The sequence below is a fragment of the Sporosalibacterium faouarense genome (assembly GCF_016765695.1).
GTDB classification, from domain to species: Bacteria; Bacillota; Clostridia; order Tissierellales; family VENL01; genus Sporosalibacterium; species Sporosalibacterium faouarense.
In genome coordinates, this window is the sequence record NZ_JAETGO010000027.1 from 16057 (window position 1) to 32273 (window position 16217).

Below are 16217 nucleotides of genomic sequence, written 5' to 3' on the forward strand. Positions count from 1 at the left end.
CTTATATTTTAGTTCCCAAACAGCTGTTAATCAGCTGTATTTTTTTACCTACTATTTTTATACAAAATACAAAATAATTTTTAATATCTATTCTATGACTTTTTAAATCCCAATCTGTCTGTAATTAAAGGAGGTAACCCTTTTGTTATAAGAAGAATTAAGATATACGATAAACCTCCAGATAAAAAACATGAGAAGAATACTACATAGTTTTTAATTCCTAAATCCTTCATAAAAATACCCAGCAACATCATTACTACTATAGAGAAAGCAGCAGATAAAAAAGGCTTAATTATGTGATTCTTAATACTTAGCTTAATATTTATAAATCTATTAAGCACTATATAATGTAATAAACATATTAGACATGTAGATGCTAAAAAACCTATAAAAAAACCGTTAATGCCTAAACTAGGTTTGCTAACTAAAAAATATGTAGAAGCTAATTGTATGCTCATGCCAATTACATAGTTAATAGTTGCATATACTTCCTTGCCCAAACCGTGTAAAATACCTGACATAGTATGTTGTAACGACAAGAAAATAGTAGCATAGCCCATTATACCGATGTATTTTCCTACCAAAGGATCATTATAAAAGAAATTAGCTATAGAATTTGCAAAGAAAACATAGTAAAGGGTGAGGGGGATAGCTACGAATAAAGTGATTCTAATGCATGTAGAAATATTCCTTTTTATTGTTCTAAAATTTTTTAAAGCTAATTCCTCTGATAAATTTGGTATTATATTTACAACTAACGCTGAAGTTACAATAAAGGGTAGAAATATTATTGGTAATGTCATTCCTGTAACTCTACCAAAGGTTGAAATTGCTTCTGACTTAGTAAATCCTGCGGCTACAAGTCTCTGAGGTATTAGAATAGCATTAAGCATTTGAAGAACCACATTAATAATTCTTGAGATAGTTATGGGCAAAGCAATTAATGATACCTTTGAAAGTATTTCTATTGAAGAAATTCTACTTATAGATCTATTTATCATTTTTCTATTAACTAGTTTATAATTTAATATTAACCATAAAAGTCCAAATAGCTCTCCTACGCTAACTCCACACACAGCAATAAAAGCACCTAGTCTAGGGCTTACAGGATACAGTAAATAGATTACTAACAAAACAAATGAAATTCTTGTTATTTGTTCTATTATTTGAGCTATTCCAGCTGGATTAATCTTCTTTAAGCCATAAAAGTAACCTCGCATTACAGAGGATAGAGATATAAATAACATAGCTGGAGATAAAAGTATAACAGAAGGATAAACCTTTTCGCTTTCTAAAATTTCTATACTTATAAACTTACTAAATGCTAGGATGATACACGATAGTATAAGAGCTACTATAAAAGTTAGACCAAATGCAACTTTAAAGGTTTTCTTTATGTCATTATGATTACCAAGGGAATTATGCTTAGCTACAATCCTTGACACTGCAACAGGAACTCCAGCTGTGGTAATAGTTATAAAAACCATAAGAACTGGAAAAACCATTTGAAATAATCCTATACCTTCAGCACCAATTATCTTTGAAAGTATAATCTTATAGCTAAAACCTAATGCTCTAACAATAAAATTTACTATGGCTAATATAAATGCCCCATATAAAAAGCTTGATTTTTTCAAGTTATCACCTCATTAATCTAGTAAAGTTATATAAATAATAATGAAATATAACTTATAAACATTTCTATATAGATATTCAAAAGTTATTAAATTAATACTTCTTTAATGAACTCTCTTGTTGATTTCCTCAAATATGTAAATGTAAAATTTGTAGAAATATGATACAATTTAAGAGAGATTATGTAGAGGAGAGTTTAAATGAAGTATAGAATATTAGTCATTACATTATTGTTAATATTATTAGTACACTCAGTTTTAGGAAGTATTTCACTGAATGACTTCATAAATCTAAAAGCTTTAGAGCTTATTATTGCTGGTATTGTACTGTCAATAATTATAAGTTATCCCTTTAATACTTTGCTCTCATCGGTAAAACTAATTAAAGAAAGCTTTAAAAATGATATTGATTATGAAGTTGCGATTTTCAAAATATATAGATATGCAGTGAAAATCAAGAAAGCTGGTACACTAAAGGTTCAAAGTGATATTGAAAAAGAAGAGGATGGCTTTATTAAAAATGGCTTAACACTAGTATGTGATTACGAAAAATCAGAGGATATAGAAACGGTTTTGAGCAAAGAAATACATGCTAAGGAAGTAAATCTATATAGAACTTATAATGTTCTTAAAATGATAGCTCAGGTTGCGCCAGCCTTCGGGTTAGTTGGGACTTTAGTAGGAATGGTAGGGCTATTGTCCAATATTGACCAGCCTGAATTAATAGCTTCTAATATGGCTACGGCTTTAGTTAGTACCCTTTATGGAGCTCTAATTGCAAACTTTATGGCTGTACCATTAATGGGTAGAGTTAAAGATTTTATTGATAAGAAGATGCTACTGTATAAAATTATTACAGAAGGAATTATTTTAATTGCTAAGAATGACTCCACTAGAAATGTTTTTGATAAAATGAATTCAATGTTGATGGATGATGAGAAATTAACTTATCCACGTGCTACTTCTGTGGAAGGGATGAGAAATTCATATGAAGTATTTAAATAAAACTAATAATGAAGAGATAGATATATCTAGTAATTGGATATTAACATATAGTGATATGGTCACTATTGTATTATGCTTTTTCATTATATTTTTCGTAACATCAGCAAATGAGAATAGTATACTCTATGATATTAAAGAAAAGCTAAATAGTAGAGTTGATGTTTTAGAAACAGAAAAGACTGAATTGCAGGGTGAAAATGAAAATTTAGAAAAAGAAAACCAGAAACTTGAGGAAACTAATGTAACTTTAGCTGAAGAGCTTTTTAAATTAAAAAATATTGAAAAAGATATAACTACTTCAAACGAGAATTTTATTGAATATTTAAGAAATAATGAGCTATTAAATGACGTTTATCTCATTCAAAAGGATGATGGATTGCTTATTAGATTTAAGGATAGCATTCTTTTTAATAGTGCTCAAGCAGATTTAACTGATGAAGGATATGTAATTCTAGAGAAAATAGCTGATAAAATACAAGACTTAGAGAATGAAATTAGAATTGAAGGTTTCACTGATAATGTGCCTATTAATACGGAGCGATTTCCATCTAATTGGGAATTGTCTTCAGCTAGAGCTATTAGTGTTGTGAGGTATTTTGTTCAGGAAAAAGGAATGAGTCCTGAAAGATTTTCTGTAATAGGTTGGGGGGAACATAATCCTATTGAAGATAATGATTCAATTGAAGGAAGAAGTAAAAATAGGAGAATAGAGATTACTATACTAAATAAGCCTGATTAGGCTTATTTTTTATTTTTATTTGGGTAGTCTAATATTAAATTAAAATATGGAGGTATTAAATTGGCTAAGAAATCAATGAAAGTTAAGCAGCAGAGGAAACCTAAGTACAAGACAAGGAGGTACAATAGATGTAGAATATGTGGTAGACCTCATGGTTATTTAAGGAAATTCGGGGTTTGTAGGATTTGTTTTAGAGAGTTAGCGTATAAAGGTGAGATACCAGGTGTTAGGAAAGCCAGTTGGTAATACAAAAATAGACACAAGAAAGGAAAGGGATAGGTATGGAGTTAATATGTCCTTTATGCAATGGACTAGTTGAATATAAACTGGAATGTCCAAAATGTAGAAGTAATATGACTGACCAAGGACCCTTAGTAGACTATTTAGATGATTATAGTCCATATTTAGCCAGTGATATAACTGAAAAAGTAGATGGTGTATCCCATAATAAATGTGTTCATTTATATCAATGTGAGAATTGCAGCAATGATAAAAGAGTGACTATAAATAAAGTGATGAAATAAAAATAGATTAGGGCATGGTCCCTAATCTATTTTTATGAATCGCTTTTTTCGATTCTTATAAACTGTTATATATTTATAATCTAAGCTTCTCAAAACGTCAATTGCTTCTTTATAGTGACTGCATATATCTTTAGGATTGTGAGCATCAGAACCTATGGTTATAGTTTCTCCGCCAAGTTCTTTATAAAGCTTTAGTATCTCATTACTTGGTAGAAAGGATTCTATACCATAACGTATACCAGAGGTATTTAACTCTATTCCCTTATCCATAGAAATTATTTCATTTAATACTTTTGACATAAGCTCTCTATAATCATCTAAATGTAACTTTTCATCCATGTATTTTACATATCTTTCAATTAAATTTAAATGACCAACGACATCAAAATTATTAATACTATTTAAATTAGAAAGTACTTCTTCATAATACTTCTCATAAACATCTTTAGAACTTTTTTCTTTAAAATAATTACCAACATGTAGATCTGAACCTTGAACCACATGAGTTGACATAATGATAAAATCAAAATCACAGCTGTTAATAAAGTCTAGATTTTTCTTGCTTAGATGAGGTTGCATACCAATTTCTGCACCAATAAGCAGATTTAGTTGATCACCATATTTATTCTTAAGCTTATTAAAATCCTTTAAGTAATCTTTAACATCAAAAACAAAATTTATATCAGGAGAACCATATTCATAATCTATATGGTCCGTAAAAGCTATAGACTTGACTCCTACTCTGATAGCTCCCTTTATCATATCCTCCATTGAATAACTGCAATCACCTGAAAAGCTACTATGAACATGAAAGTCATACATTAATCTCGTCACTCCTAGAATAATTTTAATACAGAATCATTTTATAAAAAATACAGAAAAAATACAAACATATTAACAGATTGTATTTTTTCTGTTTGAATTCCAAATAAGAAAATAATTAACAAATTTAAAATATAGTATGAATTAAACAATTATAGATTTATAATATTTCTGAATCCTCTGGCGTGAAATTCTCTTTATATTGCAATCTATATAAATCATAGTATATTCCACCTTTATCAAGCAATTCTTGATGGTTACCCATTTCTCTAATTTTACCTTTGTGAAGAACAATTATTTTATCAGAATGTTGTATTGTTGAAAGTCTATGGGCAATGGCTATAGAAGTTCTATTCTGTATTAATTTAAGTAATGCATCTTGAATAAGTACTTCAGTTTCTGTATCAATATTGGACGTTGCTTCATCTAAGACCAGAATATCTGGATCGAAGGCTAAAGATCTAGCAAAGGCCAATAATTGTCTTTGTCCAGAAGATAGCGTTGAACCTCTTTCCATAACAGGCTCATCATATTTAGATGGTAGTTTACTTATAAATTTATGAGCGTTTACATATTTAGCGACTTCTTCTACCTTATCTTGGTCAATATTTTCATTATTTAATCTAATATTATCTCTAATATTTCCTGTAAATAAGAAAACATCTTGTAAAACTATTCCTATATGTTTTCTAAGCTCATATTTGTCTATTTCTTTTATATTTTTACCATCAATTAAGATTTCACCTTTTTGAATATCATAGAATCTGTTAATAAGATTGATAATTGAAGATTTACCAGCTCCGGTAGCTCCTACAAGGGCAACAGATTCACCAGGGTTTATAGTAAAGCTTACATCTCTTAGGACCCAGTTTTCCTTTTCATAAGCAAACCAAACGTTTTTGAACTCAATTTTTCCCTTAATTTTCTTTAAAGATTTTGGCTTTTCAACTGTTTTGATATCGGGCTTAGTATCTAGGATCTTAAATATTCTTTCAGATGAAGCCATAGCGGCCTGTAAGATATTATACTTTTGAGTTAATTCCATAATTGGTCTAAAGAACTCTTGCAAATAATTAATGAAAGCGTATAAAACACCGAATTCAACAGCTCCCATTAATACTCTGCCTCCACCATACCAAATGATGAGAGCTATTCCAACTGATCTTATGATTTCAATAGCAGGTCTAAAGGTAGCAAAGATTTTAACCTGTTTCTTAGTTGTTTCTAAGTAATCAGTATTAATTTCATCAAATTCTCTAAACTTTTTGTTTTCTTTCTTAAATATATGAACTGTCTTCATTCCAGTGATGTTCTCATTTAATGTAGAGTTAATTTTAGCAATTTTTATTCTAACTGCTCTATAGACATGTCTTATATGATATCTAAATATAGCGGAAGCAATTAAAATAAAAGGTACTACTGTAAAGCTTAAGAGAGCTAGCTTTAAATTTAACTGTAGCATAATTATTATTATTCCTACTAGTTTGAAAATATCTCTAAACAAATTAACCATAACATCTGTATACATTTCATTTAGTCGTTCAGTATCATTTGCTGTTCTAGTAACAAGTCTACCAACTGGATTCTTATCAAAGTATGCTAAAGACATTTTTTGAAGGTGTGAGAAAATCTCTTGTCTCATATTAAATATAATTTTCTTACTTGCATAATTCAGTATATATACCTGAGCATAGTTAAAGATGAATCCTAAAACGATTATAGTTAGAAAGATTATACCAAGATTGGAAAGTCCGTTAAGATCGTTCTCTCTAAAGATTGAATACTCTTCGTTTGAAAGTAATCTTGCTGAGTATTCTTTATTGTTAGACACAATATTATAATTTCCATTGTCCTCTTTTACTGTTATCTCCGACTTATTAACATTCTGACTCTCTATCTCAATAATACCATTTATAAGGTAATAATCTCCTTTTTCTTTAATAAGCATTTCCTTTTCAAGATCCATGTATCTTTCTTTTTGCTCCTGAGATAGTTTATTTTCTCTAACGTAAATTTTATCTTCAAATTCTATACCATCAACAGGTGAATCTCCTTTATTGAAAACATACATTGGAGTTGTATGTGCACTAATATGATCATCTATAGCTAACTTAATAATATAAGGTCTAGCCAGTTGTGTTCCAGTGACAAACATTACCAGTATGATTGATATTAAAATTAAGAACCAGTAAGGTTTAGCATAAGAAAGTAATCGTTTCATAAGCTTAGAATCATAGGCCTTACCGAGGGTTTCTTCGTTATGTATATTTGCCATATTATCCCCTCCCCTTATTCATTTTTTAGTTTTTCTTCAAGCAATTGTTTTTCATAAATGTCTCTATAAAGTCCATTGACTTTTAATAGTTCCTCATGGGTTCCTCTTTCTATAATTTTACCTTCATCCAATACGATTATTTCGTCTGAATTTTTAACAGTGGAAATCCTATGAGCAATAATTATATTGGTTCTATCTTCCATTACATTTTTTAAATTACTTAGGATTCTTTCTTCGGTTTGAGTATCAACAGCTGATAAGCTATCGTCTAATATTAAAATATTAGGGTTTTTAATAATGGCTCTTGCCATAGCTGTTCTCTGTCTTTGGCCACCAGAAAGTGTGACACCTCTTTCTCCTAGTTCAGTTTCAAATTGTTCTGGAAACTCCATTATATTATCGTATACTTCTGAAATTTTAGCTGCCTCATGAACTCTACTATCCTCAACCTCAGTTTCAAATGCAAAGGCAATATTACTTTTTATTGAATTAGAGAATAAGAAATTATCTTGAGATACATAACCTATATGTTCTCTAAGAGTTTTTAGTGGAATTTTAGAGCTTTGTATATCATCAACTAAGATTTCCCCTTCATCTATTTCAAATAATCTCAATAATAAATTAACAATTGTAGTCTTTCCACTTCCAGTTCTACCAACAATGCCTAGAGTGGAGCCTTTAGGAATCTTAAAACTAACATCTTTAAGGGCATATTCATTACTACTTGGATATTTAAAGGATACATTATTAAATTCTATTTCTCCCTGTATATTTGTTTTATCTATTATGTTTTCATGGTCGTAAATCTCTGGATTTTCACCAAGAATCGTATTTATACGATCCATTGAAGCTGCACCTCTTTGAAGTATATTTATGACAAATCCTAATGCCATCATTGGCCATACTAGCAAGCCTAAATAACTAGTAAAGGCAACAAAATCTCCCAATGATATGGTACCTCTTATTACTAAGGTTCCACCATACCATATAACAATTAGATAACTAAGAGCAGAAATAAAGTTAACCATTGGGTCAAATAAACCATGAATTTTTATTAGATGCATATTAGCACTAAAATTACGTTGATTTGATTCAGTAAACTTCTCAATTTCTTGTTTTTCTTGCACAAAGGATTTAACTACCCTTATACCTGAAAAATTCTCTTGAACCTTGTCTGAAAGGTCAGAAAATGATTCTTGTACCAACTTTGAACGCTTAAATATAATCTTTCCAAACTTACCAACAGTAATTGCCAGGAAAGGCAATGGAATAAGGGCTAGTATAGCTAATTTAAAATTAGTTGTTTTTATCATCATAAATAAAACTGCAACTGTCATAAAAATAGCATCTGTTATCATAACAATACCTGGCCCTAATGCCGTTCTAATTCTGTTAATATCTTCAGTACCGTGGGCCATTAAATCTCCTGTTTTATGTCTATTAAAATAATTAGTAGACAAAGTTTGAAGATGTTGAAATAGCTTGTTTCTTATATAGTACTCTAGCTTTCTTGAAGTACCTTGGATATATATTCTCCAGAAATATCTTCCTAGACCAATAACTAATCCAGTTAGAATAATATATCCAGCATACTTTAACAACTCACTTGTGGTTAGCAGTTCTTGTTCTAATAAATCAGTAACTGTCTTTAAAATTTGAGGAACAATCAATTGCACTATATCTACAATAAGCAACCAAACTATGCCTATAATATAGTACCACTTATGTTTAATAAAAAAATCCTTAAGAGTCTTAAAGCTTCCCATGTCATACCTCCTCTTCCTTTTCGGTCAAAATAAATATAAAAAATACTATTCTCTATAAATTATTTCGATACTCAAAATATATTACCTTCTCATATAAAAATATTATATATTAAAAAAAAGTAATATTTCTAATTTTTTTGTAACTTATTTTTTATTATAAATAAAAAGTCATTGTACATATAAAAGTCTAATGTAAGAAAAAATAATATAGATAAAATCTTAGGAGGTGGAATTTTTATGAATATGGATCAAAAAGACATGATTAAAAAGAAATTATTAGATGCACAAGAAATGGTTAGAGATTATGAAATGTTTTCCAAAAATACCAGTGATACAGAAATAGCGGAGACCTTTAAAATGTTTGCTGAAGAGACTGGAATGCAAGCTAGAAGATTACAAGCAATTTTGGATAAAACAGAAAATAGAAAATAATTTTTTGGTATTTTAAAAGTGAAGTGGCAATCATGCCACTTCTTTTTTAACTAATTTCAACTAATATTATTAAGAAAGTGTAATAATTAAAAACATTCTGATAATTCACTTTTTTTATTACCATTGGTATAATTATAATAATAAAGTAAAATATAGCACATAATTATTAACTAAAGAAATTGTAAATTAAAATTTATGGAAAAATAGAATTAATTTACAAATATATAGTTTCTAAACTAATAATTTATGTCTAATTAATTAAAAAAGGAGGAATAATAGCACAAATTAAATATATGACTATCATTATGACAAAAATGCATCAACTAAAAGGGGGAATTTGATGACTACATATGGTGAAAATAGAAAGTATTATAAAACGATTATTGCAATATTAATCATATCTTTGGTCATTATAGGGATACATATGATGTTTAACTTAAGTGTTCAGACTCAGACTTTTTCAGAAGAATGGGGAAGAAGTATACAGGTTGGTACTAGTGAAAATAGTTGGAATCCTTTGATAGGGGATCTGGGAGACAAGCTTTTAACAACTACTTTTAATAAAGATGGAAGCATAAACTATTTTTTATTAGAAAAAAGTGGGGAAGTAATAAAAAGTGGAAAAGTAGAAGATGAGACAATAAAGGTTACAAGTAAATGGAATGTAGATTTGGTAGATGATAAATTGTTTTATGTGGAAGGTAAAACATTATATTTAAATCAATTTGAGAGTGAAGCTGGTTTTGGAAATCCAAAAACTGTCTTTAAAGAAGTTACTAAATTTGATGCTAATAAAATTGGCAATAAATCCGTTATTCAAGCATTTAATAAAGACAAGGTTTATATTAGTGAGATGATAAACGGAAAGGTCAAGAATATCATAACCCTTGATAACATATGGAATCTATATAAGGTAATTTATAAAGAGATTGATAATAAACAATATATTTTCTTAGTAAATAAACCAAACAATAATATGGTGGAAGTATTATATAGTAGTATTGAAAATGGAGAAGCGCAAGAAATAAAAAAATTAGGAGAGAAACAGCTAGGTACTAATTCTAGTCTTAATGATTTTGAAATAACTGAGCTTAATAACAAATATTATTTACTTTATGAAGCAACTCAAGTTTCTGGTGGAGCTAGAAGTGTATATGGTGATATAAGAATCATTGATAAAAACACATTAAATGAAGAAAGTAAAAAGTATATAATGCAAGGTGACATTGATTATGTTAGTGAAGTAGGTGAAGATTTCTTATTACACAAAAATGATTCAAAGGTACAGTTAATAACTACGGGACTGAATCAAAAAAATAAATATGCTGTAAAGCCTGATGTATTTAAGTTAGAAATTAAAGAGGATGGTAATCTTTCTGAACCGGAATTTCTAAGTAATACTGAGAGCATCTCTATTAAGCCAGCGATTATGGCAACAAATCATGGTGAATATTTAATATTTTTAGATATTACTTCAGGGACCCAGTATGCTTTAAATGTAAATAGCAATAATGATATTTTCGTAGCAAATGCTCAGAAACTAACAAAATCTGATTATATCAGTGCATTTTTAAAGGCTATAACAGCCCCAATCTTTGCATTTACATATATAATAATGACAACTGGAATTATAAATATAACATACATAGTATTTGCTTTCCTAGGAGTATTTGCTATAATTAAGATGTTAAATATCAGGAAAGAAAAATTAAAGTTAGCTTTATTTATAATAACTTATATCTTAATAAACTTTATTAGATTTGATAATAATTTTTATTTATCCTCAGCTATAGCAATGATGCCAGATATTTTGACAACCTCTATAGTACCGTATGTAATGCCTATCCTTATAAATCTAATTACGGGATTGGTTACATATTTATTTTATAAGGAGCGTAAGAAAAGTGAATATTTTCCATATATTATATTTTTTATAGTGTTAGATTTATATCTGTCAAATCTAATTTACGTACCATTTAACTTATTTAAGTCATTAGCGCAGTAGGAGATGATAATGATGAAGAAGACTTTTGTTATTGCTCATAGGGGAGCATCGGGACACGCCCCTGAAAATACTATGATATCCTTTCAGAAAGCAATAGATATGGGGGCCGATGGAATAGAACTAGATGTTCATATAAGTAAGGATGACAAGTTAATAGTTTGTCATGATGAAAGAGTAGATAGAACAACTAATGGAATAGGCTTTATAAAGGATCTTACTTTAGATGAGATAAAGAAGTTAGATGCTGGATACTGGTATGATAAAAAGTATGCTAATGAGAAGATACCAACCTTAGAAGAGGTTTTGTATTTATTTCAAGGGAAAGATATTCTTATTAATATTGAGCTGAAAAATGGAATAATTCAATATGACAAAATAGAGGAAAAAGTAATAAGAGTTCTAGAAAAATTTAAATTAATGGATAGAACAATAATATCTTCTTTTAATCATTATAGTTTAATCAAAATAAAAGAAATAAATAGCAGTATTAAGACAGGAGCATTGTATATGTGTGGCTTAGTAAATCCTTGGGATTATGTAATTAGATTAAATATTGATGTCATACACCCAATTTATTTTGCACTTTATCCTGATCTTATAAAAAAATGCAAGGAAAGAAATGTTGAGATTAATACATATACTGTAAATTGTGATGAAGACATGAAGAAAGTCATAGATTTAGGGGTAAATGGTATTATCACAAATTATCCAGATAAAGCTAAAAAGATATTAGAAGGAATATACTAGAGGAGGTATGATATGATGAAAACTAATAAAGATAAATTAGTGAAGCAATCAGTTCAAGGCAAGGTACATCATCCCATGGCTCTTAATCCTTATAGATTAAGTCATGAAGGAGAGTCTATGGCCTTACCTGCAACGGGAGGAATTACTTATAATGTTAAGATAGGTGATTCAGCGATGGATTGGGTAGGTGACCATGTAGAGCCAGGAGTGAGTATAAAAAATAGTGATAAATATGCAAATGGAGGGTTAAATCTTTTATCTTGTATTGGAAATGAAGCTAGGATCGTCACAGGGGATGCTAAAGGTGCAAAAGGTTTTGTTACAGGTACTCATGGTGGAATCGAACATGTACTGGTTTATTTTTCTGAAGAAGATTTAGAGAAAATGACTACGGATGATAAGATACTTATTAAGTCTTGGGGACAAGGAATGAAACTATTGGATTATCCAGACATAAAGGTTATGAATATTGATCCAGAGTTGTTCTCAAAGCTGGGAATTGAAGATTTAGATGGGAAAATAAGTGTTCCTGTAGTGGCAGAGGTACCTCCATACCTTATGGGATCAGGAATTGGTTCTTCAAGTAGTTATAATGGAGACTATGATATAATGACTGCTGATAAAGAAGAAGTCAAAAAGTGGGGGTTAGATAAATTAAGATTTGGAGATTTGGTGTTATTGAGAGATTGTGATAATAGTTATGGTAGAGGATATCTGAAAGGTGCAATAAGTATAGGTGTTGTAATACATAGTGATTGTATTAAAATGGGTCATGGGCCTGGCATAACTACTATTTTAACCTGTAAAGAAAATAAGATTATAGGAAAAGTGTCTAAGTCTGCTAATATTGCAAATTATATGGGTGTAAATGGATAACCATAGAAGTATACTTTTAATCCAGGTGGTTAAAATTTAACTGTCTGGATTTTTTTCTTTATTTGATATATAATGATTTATTATGTTTTATAATTTATAAATAGGGAATATATGTGTAAACTAGATTATTAAGGTAGGAGAATATTATGAAAAAGATAAGAGTAATATATAATCCATCTTCAGGAACTCAGACTATTCAACGTAGACTAGATTTGATATGCAAAATACTACTAGATAATGGATACATATTAGGTAAATTTGCAACAGAAAAGAAATATGATGCAATGAATGAAACCATAAGGACATGCAAGGAAGACTGGGATATAATTGTCGCTTGTGGAGGAGATGGAACAATTAATGAAGTAGCTAGTGGTATAGCTAAGAGTGAGAGAAAGATTCCGGTTGCTATATTAGCAGCTGGGACAGTAAATGACTTCGCAAATTCTTTAGGATTACCTAAAGATGCTAAAGAGTTTTGCAACATGATAATGAATGGGAAAACACTTGATGCTGATCTTGGAAAAATTAATGATAGCTATTTTGTTAATGTGGCTGCTGGAGGTCTGTTGACTAACATTGCCCATCAGGTTCCTAGTGAAGTGAAAACAGTTCTAGGAAGGATGGCATATTATATGGAAGGGTTAAAGGAAATACCGAGGCAAATGTTTAATGCATTTAAGGTAAATATTGAAAGTGAAGAATACTCCATAATGGGTGAAGAGATAGCTTTGTTTTTAATATCTAATAGCTCTTATATTGGCGGATTTAAAAAGCTAGCTCCGAAGGCAGATATAATGGATGGTAAACTTGATACTATCATTATTAGAAAATCTGAAATTCAAGATATTATTACTATATTAATAGACTTAATAAAAGGCGAGCACATAAATCATCCAAAAGTTAAATATTTTAGGACTGAAAAGATTACTATTGATTGTGATAATCCAATAGATGTAGATATAGATGGAGAATATGGTGGTGAATTACCTGCAACTTTTAAAGTAGTACCAGGTTGTTTTAAAATATTTATAAAATAAACAAGGAGCCATTAGGCTCCTTTGTCAGCTTTTTGCGATTTCTTTTCAGATGAAGGGTTTTTATCTCCTTTATTTAAAGAATTTGAGCTTTTCCCATCAATTTGCATTTTACATTTTCCTTCAAAAACTGCATTTTCATCTACAATGAAAGATTTAACCTTAATATCACCATTAATATGTCCGGCGTTTGTTAGATGTAATTGTTCTTTACAATCTATATTTCCTTCAACAGTACCAGAAATAACAATATTATTGCAGATAATATTACCTTTAACTACACCTTTATTTCCTATAATTATACTACCCTCAATTACTAAATCACCTACAAGTTCGCCATCAAGCCTTACAGTACCTTTAGCTTCAATTTTACCTTCTAATTTAGTATTTTGACCTATTAGTGTATCCATTTTATTAGATACCTTTGAACCTTTTCCTAGCATTTTATTACCTCCTCATCAGATGTTAATCATCATTGTTTAAAACAGTTAATGGATTTACTGGATCTCCATGATACCTGACTTCAAAATGAAGGTGGGGTCCAGTACTTCTTCCTGTACTACCCATCTCAGATATTACTTGTCCCTTTTTAATTCTGTCGCCAACCTTAACTAAGAGCTTCCTATTATGAGCATATATCGACTCATATCCATAGCCATGTTTAACAACAATAACATATCCATAGCTACCATTATATCCTGCAAATGTTACAACTCCACTTCCAGCGGCTTTAACCTTTGTCCCATACCAGTTGGCGATATCAATCCCTGAGTGGAAATCTGTACCACCAGTGAAGGGATCTTTTCTATAACCAAAAGGAGAAGTAATACTTCCCTTAGTTGGCTCTAAGTTAGGTTTAGCCTCTAAATAATCAAGTCTTTGTTCAACATCTTCAATTAGAACATTAAGATCTGTTTGACTTTTTTCTAACATTTGAGATATTGAGTTTATTTGTATTTGGGTGCTAGGTATATCCTCTAACTTTAGCGAATCCTTTCTTAGGATAGGAATAGTACCTCTAGTAATAGAAGTAGAGCTTTTTAATTTTGCATCTGTATTTTTTGATTCCGTAGACGAATCATTACTTTCCTTCGATTCTTCCTTAGGTTGTCCATCAAGACCAACTAGACTTTTTACAGTTTGCTGTAACTCTGATATTGATTCTAATTCGTCATTAAATTCAGAGATAGTAGCTTCTAAGACCTTGATTTCTTCTTTCTGATTTGTAGTGATATTCGTTAGAGTATCCAGCCTCTTTGATTTAACAATATAGTCATCTTGTAAATCACTAAAAGAGGTATACAGATCCCAAATAAAATAGCTTGAGGAGGATATGGTTATAATAATAAGTAATATCAGAAGCTTTGGTATCCACGATGCCACATTAAATTGCTTAACATCATTAGATTGGGGAACTATTAATAGTGAAAATGATTTTGATTTTTTAGACCTAGTGTTTTTTGAATTCACGCTGCTCCCACCTTTTACAAAAATTCTTCTTCGTAGAAATAATATTCTATAAAAGAAATCGAAAACCTTCTTTTATTGACAAAAATATGTGTACAAGTTCAATAATATGACCAGAGTACTATTTTTAAAATAATAATTTTCATAGAGTGGAAACTTAGAAGTGTTGCTAAGAAGTAAATAAAATGATAATATATTTAGTATACCGAAGTAAAATGGAGGTTCGAAAATTGAAAAATATAGATGTTGGAGAAAGTGTAATCGGCATAGAGAGGTACTTAAGAAAGACTGATCATATTATAAGAAAAAAAGGAAGGGAAATACTGAAAGACTTTAATATAACGGGTCCGCAATTTATCGCATTGCAATGGCTAATAAGTGATGGAGACTTGACTATTGGAGAACTGAGTCAGAAGATGAAATTAGCATGCAGTACCATAACAGATTTAATTGATAGAATGGAGAAAAACGAATTGGTCGTAAGAACCAAGGATAAGAAAGATAAAAGGGTCGTAAGAATACAAGTTCTAAAGAAGGGACACGATGTAGTCGATAAGGTTCTAGATAAAAGAAGACTTTTCTTATCTGACAAGCTAAGAAATTTTAAAGAAGAGGATAAGACCTTTTTAATGAAAAGTCTAGAGTCTTTGTATTTAGCTATGAAAGGTGACAACCAAACAGAAGAGGAATAGATTATTAACCTAAGTTTACTATTATTCATGTTTTTATTTGTAATGGTATTATACCAGCTATCAATTATAGTATGAATATAAGTACACTTAGGTTTTTAGTATTTATCAACAAATTTACATATTTTTTCTTCAGAAGCTTATTATAAATTACTATTTATGGTATAATTTAGAGATGAGCAATATTAAAGTTTATTTTTTT

Annotated in this window: 16 protein-coding genes; 10 read left to right on the top strand and 6 right to left on the bottom strand. The window is 29.7% G+C overall.

Going from position 1 to position 16217, the window contains the following annotated elements; translation table 11 throughout:
- Positions 1 to 92: 92 nt before the first annotated feature.
- Positions 93 to 1637, bottom strand: coding sequence for a stage V sporulation protein B (gene spoVB / locus JMO20_RS04220; RefSeq protein WP_202708290.1), 1545 nt, complete (start codon positions 1635 to 1637; stop codon positions 93 to 95).
- Positions 1638 to 1835: 198 nt separating this feature from the next.
- On the opposite strand from spoVB, the gene JMO20_RS04225 reads away from it, so the two are divergent.
- The 4 genes from JMO20_RS04225 to JMO20_RS04240 are packed head-to-tail and all read left to right on the top strand — an operon-like array spanning position 1836 to position 3902.
- Positions 1836 to 2639, top strand: a complete 804-nt coding sequence (locus tag JMO20_RS04225) for a motility protein A (protein WP_202708291.1) — start codon at positions 1836 to 1838, stop codon at positions 2637 to 2639.
- Complete coding sequence (locus tag JMO20_RS04230; RefSeq protein WP_202708292.1) at positions 2623 to 3378, top strand: OmpA family protein; 756 nt, start codon at positions 2623 to 2625, stop codon at positions 3376 to 3378. The genes JMO20_RS04225 and JMO20_RS04230 overlap by 17 nt, the downstream gene beginning before the upstream one ends.
- A 60-nt stretch (positions 3379 to 3438) precedes the next feature.
- Complete coding sequence (locus JMO20_RS04235; protein ID WP_202708293.1) at positions 3439 to 3624, top strand: type Z 30S ribosomal protein S14; 186 nt, start codon at positions 3439 to 3441, stop codon at positions 3622 to 3624.
- Positions 3625 to 3659: 35 nt separating this feature from the next.
- Positions 3660 to 3902, top strand: a complete 243-nt coding sequence (locus JMO20_RS04240; RefSeq protein WP_202708294.1) for a hypothetical protein — start codon at positions 3660 to 3662, stop codon at positions 3900 to 3902.
- 21 nt (positions 3903 to 3923) lie between these two features.
- Here JMO20_RS04240 and JMO20_RS04245 read toward each other — a convergent pair whose 3' ends face one another.
- From JMO20_RS04245 to JMO20_RS04255, 3 genes are all read right to left on the bottom strand, one after another.
- Complete coding sequence (locus JMO20_RS04245) at positions 3924 to 4724, bottom strand: histidinol-phosphatase HisJ family protein (protein WP_202708295.1); 801 nt, start codon at positions 4722 to 4724, stop codon at positions 3924 to 3926.
- Positions 4725 to 4884: 160 nt separating this feature from the next.
- Positions 4885 to 6999, bottom strand: coding sequence for an ABC transporter ATP-binding protein (locus JMO20_RS04250; RefSeq protein WP_202708296.1), 2115 nt, complete (start codon positions 6997 to 6999; stop codon positions 4885 to 4887).
- 14 nt (positions 7000 to 7013) lie between these two features.
- Positions 7014 to 8765, bottom strand: a complete 1752-nt coding sequence (locus JMO20_RS04255) for an ABC transporter ATP-binding protein (protein ID WP_202708297.1) — start codon at positions 8763 to 8765, stop codon at positions 7014 to 7016.
- A 237-nt stretch (positions 8766 to 9002) separates the two neighbouring features.
- Here JMO20_RS04255 and JMO20_RS04260 point away from each other — a divergent pair, with 237 nt between their 5' ends.
- The 5 genes from JMO20_RS04260 (at position 9003) to JMO20_RS04280 (ending at position 13862) form a co-directional block, all read left to right on the top strand.
- A complete protein-coding gene (locus JMO20_RS04260) occupies positions 9003 to 9197 on the top strand; it encodes a hypothetical protein (RefSeq protein ID WP_202708298.1) in 195 nt (64 codons plus the stop codon).
- A 340-nt stretch (positions 9198 to 9537) separates the two neighbouring features.
- On the top strand, positions 9538 to 11202 hold the full coding sequence (locus JMO20_RS04265; RefSeq protein ID WP_202708299.1) for a hypothetical protein: 1665 nt from the start codon (positions 9538 to 9540) through the stop codon (positions 11200 to 11202).
- A gap of 12 nt (positions 11203 to 11214) precedes the next feature.
- A complete protein-coding gene (locus JMO20_RS04270) occupies positions 11215 to 11949 on the top strand; it encodes a glycerophosphodiester phosphodiesterase (protein ID WP_202708300.1) in 735 nt (244 codons plus the stop codon).
- 12 nt (positions 11950 to 11961) lie between these two features.
- Positions 11962 to 12825 (top strand): DUF4438 domain-containing protein, encoded by an 864-nt coding sequence (locus JMO20_RS04275; protein WP_202708301.1) that lies wholly within the window; start codon positions 11962 to 11964, stop codon positions 12823 to 12825.
- Between the two features lie 146 nt (positions 12826 to 12971).
- A complete protein-coding gene (locus JMO20_RS04280) occupies positions 12972 to 13862 on the top strand; it encodes a diacylglycerol/lipid kinase family protein (RefSeq protein ID WP_202708302.1) in 891 nt (296 codons plus the stop codon).
- Positions 13863 to 13873: 11 nt separating this feature from the next.
- On the opposite strand, the gene JMO20_RS04285 is transcribed toward JMO20_RS04280, so the two are convergent.
- Together JMO20_RS04285 and JMO20_RS20575 are read right to left on the bottom strand one after the other, a co-directional pair.
- Entirely contained in the window at positions 13874 to 14302 is a 429-nt protein-coding gene (locus JMO20_RS04285) for a bactofilin family protein (RefSeq protein ID WP_202708303.1), read from the bottom strand.
- Between the two features lie 22 nt (positions 14303 to 14324).
- Complete coding sequence (locus tag JMO20_RS20575; RefSeq protein ID WP_341533979.1) at positions 14325 to 15329, bottom strand: peptidoglycan DD-metalloendopeptidase family protein; 1005 nt, start codon at positions 15327 to 15329, stop codon at positions 14325 to 14327.
- 227 nt (positions 15330 to 15556) lie between these two features.
- Here JMO20_RS20575 and JMO20_RS04295 point away from each other — a divergent pair, with 227 nt between their 5' ends.
- A complete protein-coding gene (locus JMO20_RS04295; protein ID WP_243414626.1) occupies positions 15557 to 16018 on the top strand; it encodes a MarR family winged helix-turn-helix transcriptional regulator in 462 nt (153 codons plus the stop codon).
- The last annotated feature ends 199 nt before the right edge of the window (positions 16019 to 16217 follow it).

Bases quoted from the DNA above. Each gene is read 5' to 3' on its own strand.
- JMO20_RS04225 (WP_202708291.1), top strand. From the start codon at position 1,836: ATGAAGTATAGAATATTAGTCATTACATTATTGTTAATATTATTAGTA.
- JMO20_RS04230 (WP_202708292.1), top strand. From the start codon at position 2,623: ATGAAGTATTTAAATAAAACTAATAATGAAGAGATAGATATATCTAGT.
- JMO20_RS04240 (WP_202708294.1), top strand. From the start codon at position 3,660: ATGGAGTTAATATGTCCTTTATGCAATGGACTAGTTGAATATAAACTG.
- JMO20_RS04245 (WP_202708295.1), bottom strand. From the start codon at position 4,724: ATGTATGACTTTCATGTTCATAGTAGCTTTTCAGGTGATTGCAGTTAT.
- JMO20_RS04250 (WP_202708296.1), bottom strand. From the start codon at position 6,999: ATGGCAAATATACATAACGAAGAAACCCTCGGTAAGGCCTATGATTCT.
- JMO20_RS04255 (WP_202708297.1), bottom strand. From the start codon at position 8,765: ATGGGAAGCTTTAAGACTCTTAAGGATTTTTTTATTAAACATAAGTGG.
- JMO20_RS04260 (WP_202708298.1), top strand. From the start codon at position 9,003: ATGAATATGGATCAAAAAGACATGATTAAAAAGAAATTATTAGATGCA.
- JMO20_RS04265 (WP_202708299.1), top strand. From the start codon at position 9,538: ATGACTACATATGGTGAAAATAGAAAGTATTATAAAACGATTATTGCA.
- JMO20_RS04270 (WP_202708300.1), top strand. From the start codon at position 11,215: ATGAAGAAGACTTTTGTTATTGCTCATAGGGGAGCATCGGGACACGCC.
- JMO20_RS04275 (WP_202708301.1), top strand. From the start codon at position 11,962: ATGATGAAAACTAATAAAGATAAATTAGTGAAGCAATCAGTTCAAGGC.
- JMO20_RS04280 (WP_202708302.1), top strand. From the start codon at position 12,972: ATGAAAAAGATAAGAGTAATATATAATCCATCTTCAGGAACTCAGACT.
- JMO20_RS04285 (WP_202708303.1), bottom strand. From the start codon at position 14,302: ATGCTAGGAAAAGGTTCAAAGGTATCTAATAAAATGGATACACTAATA.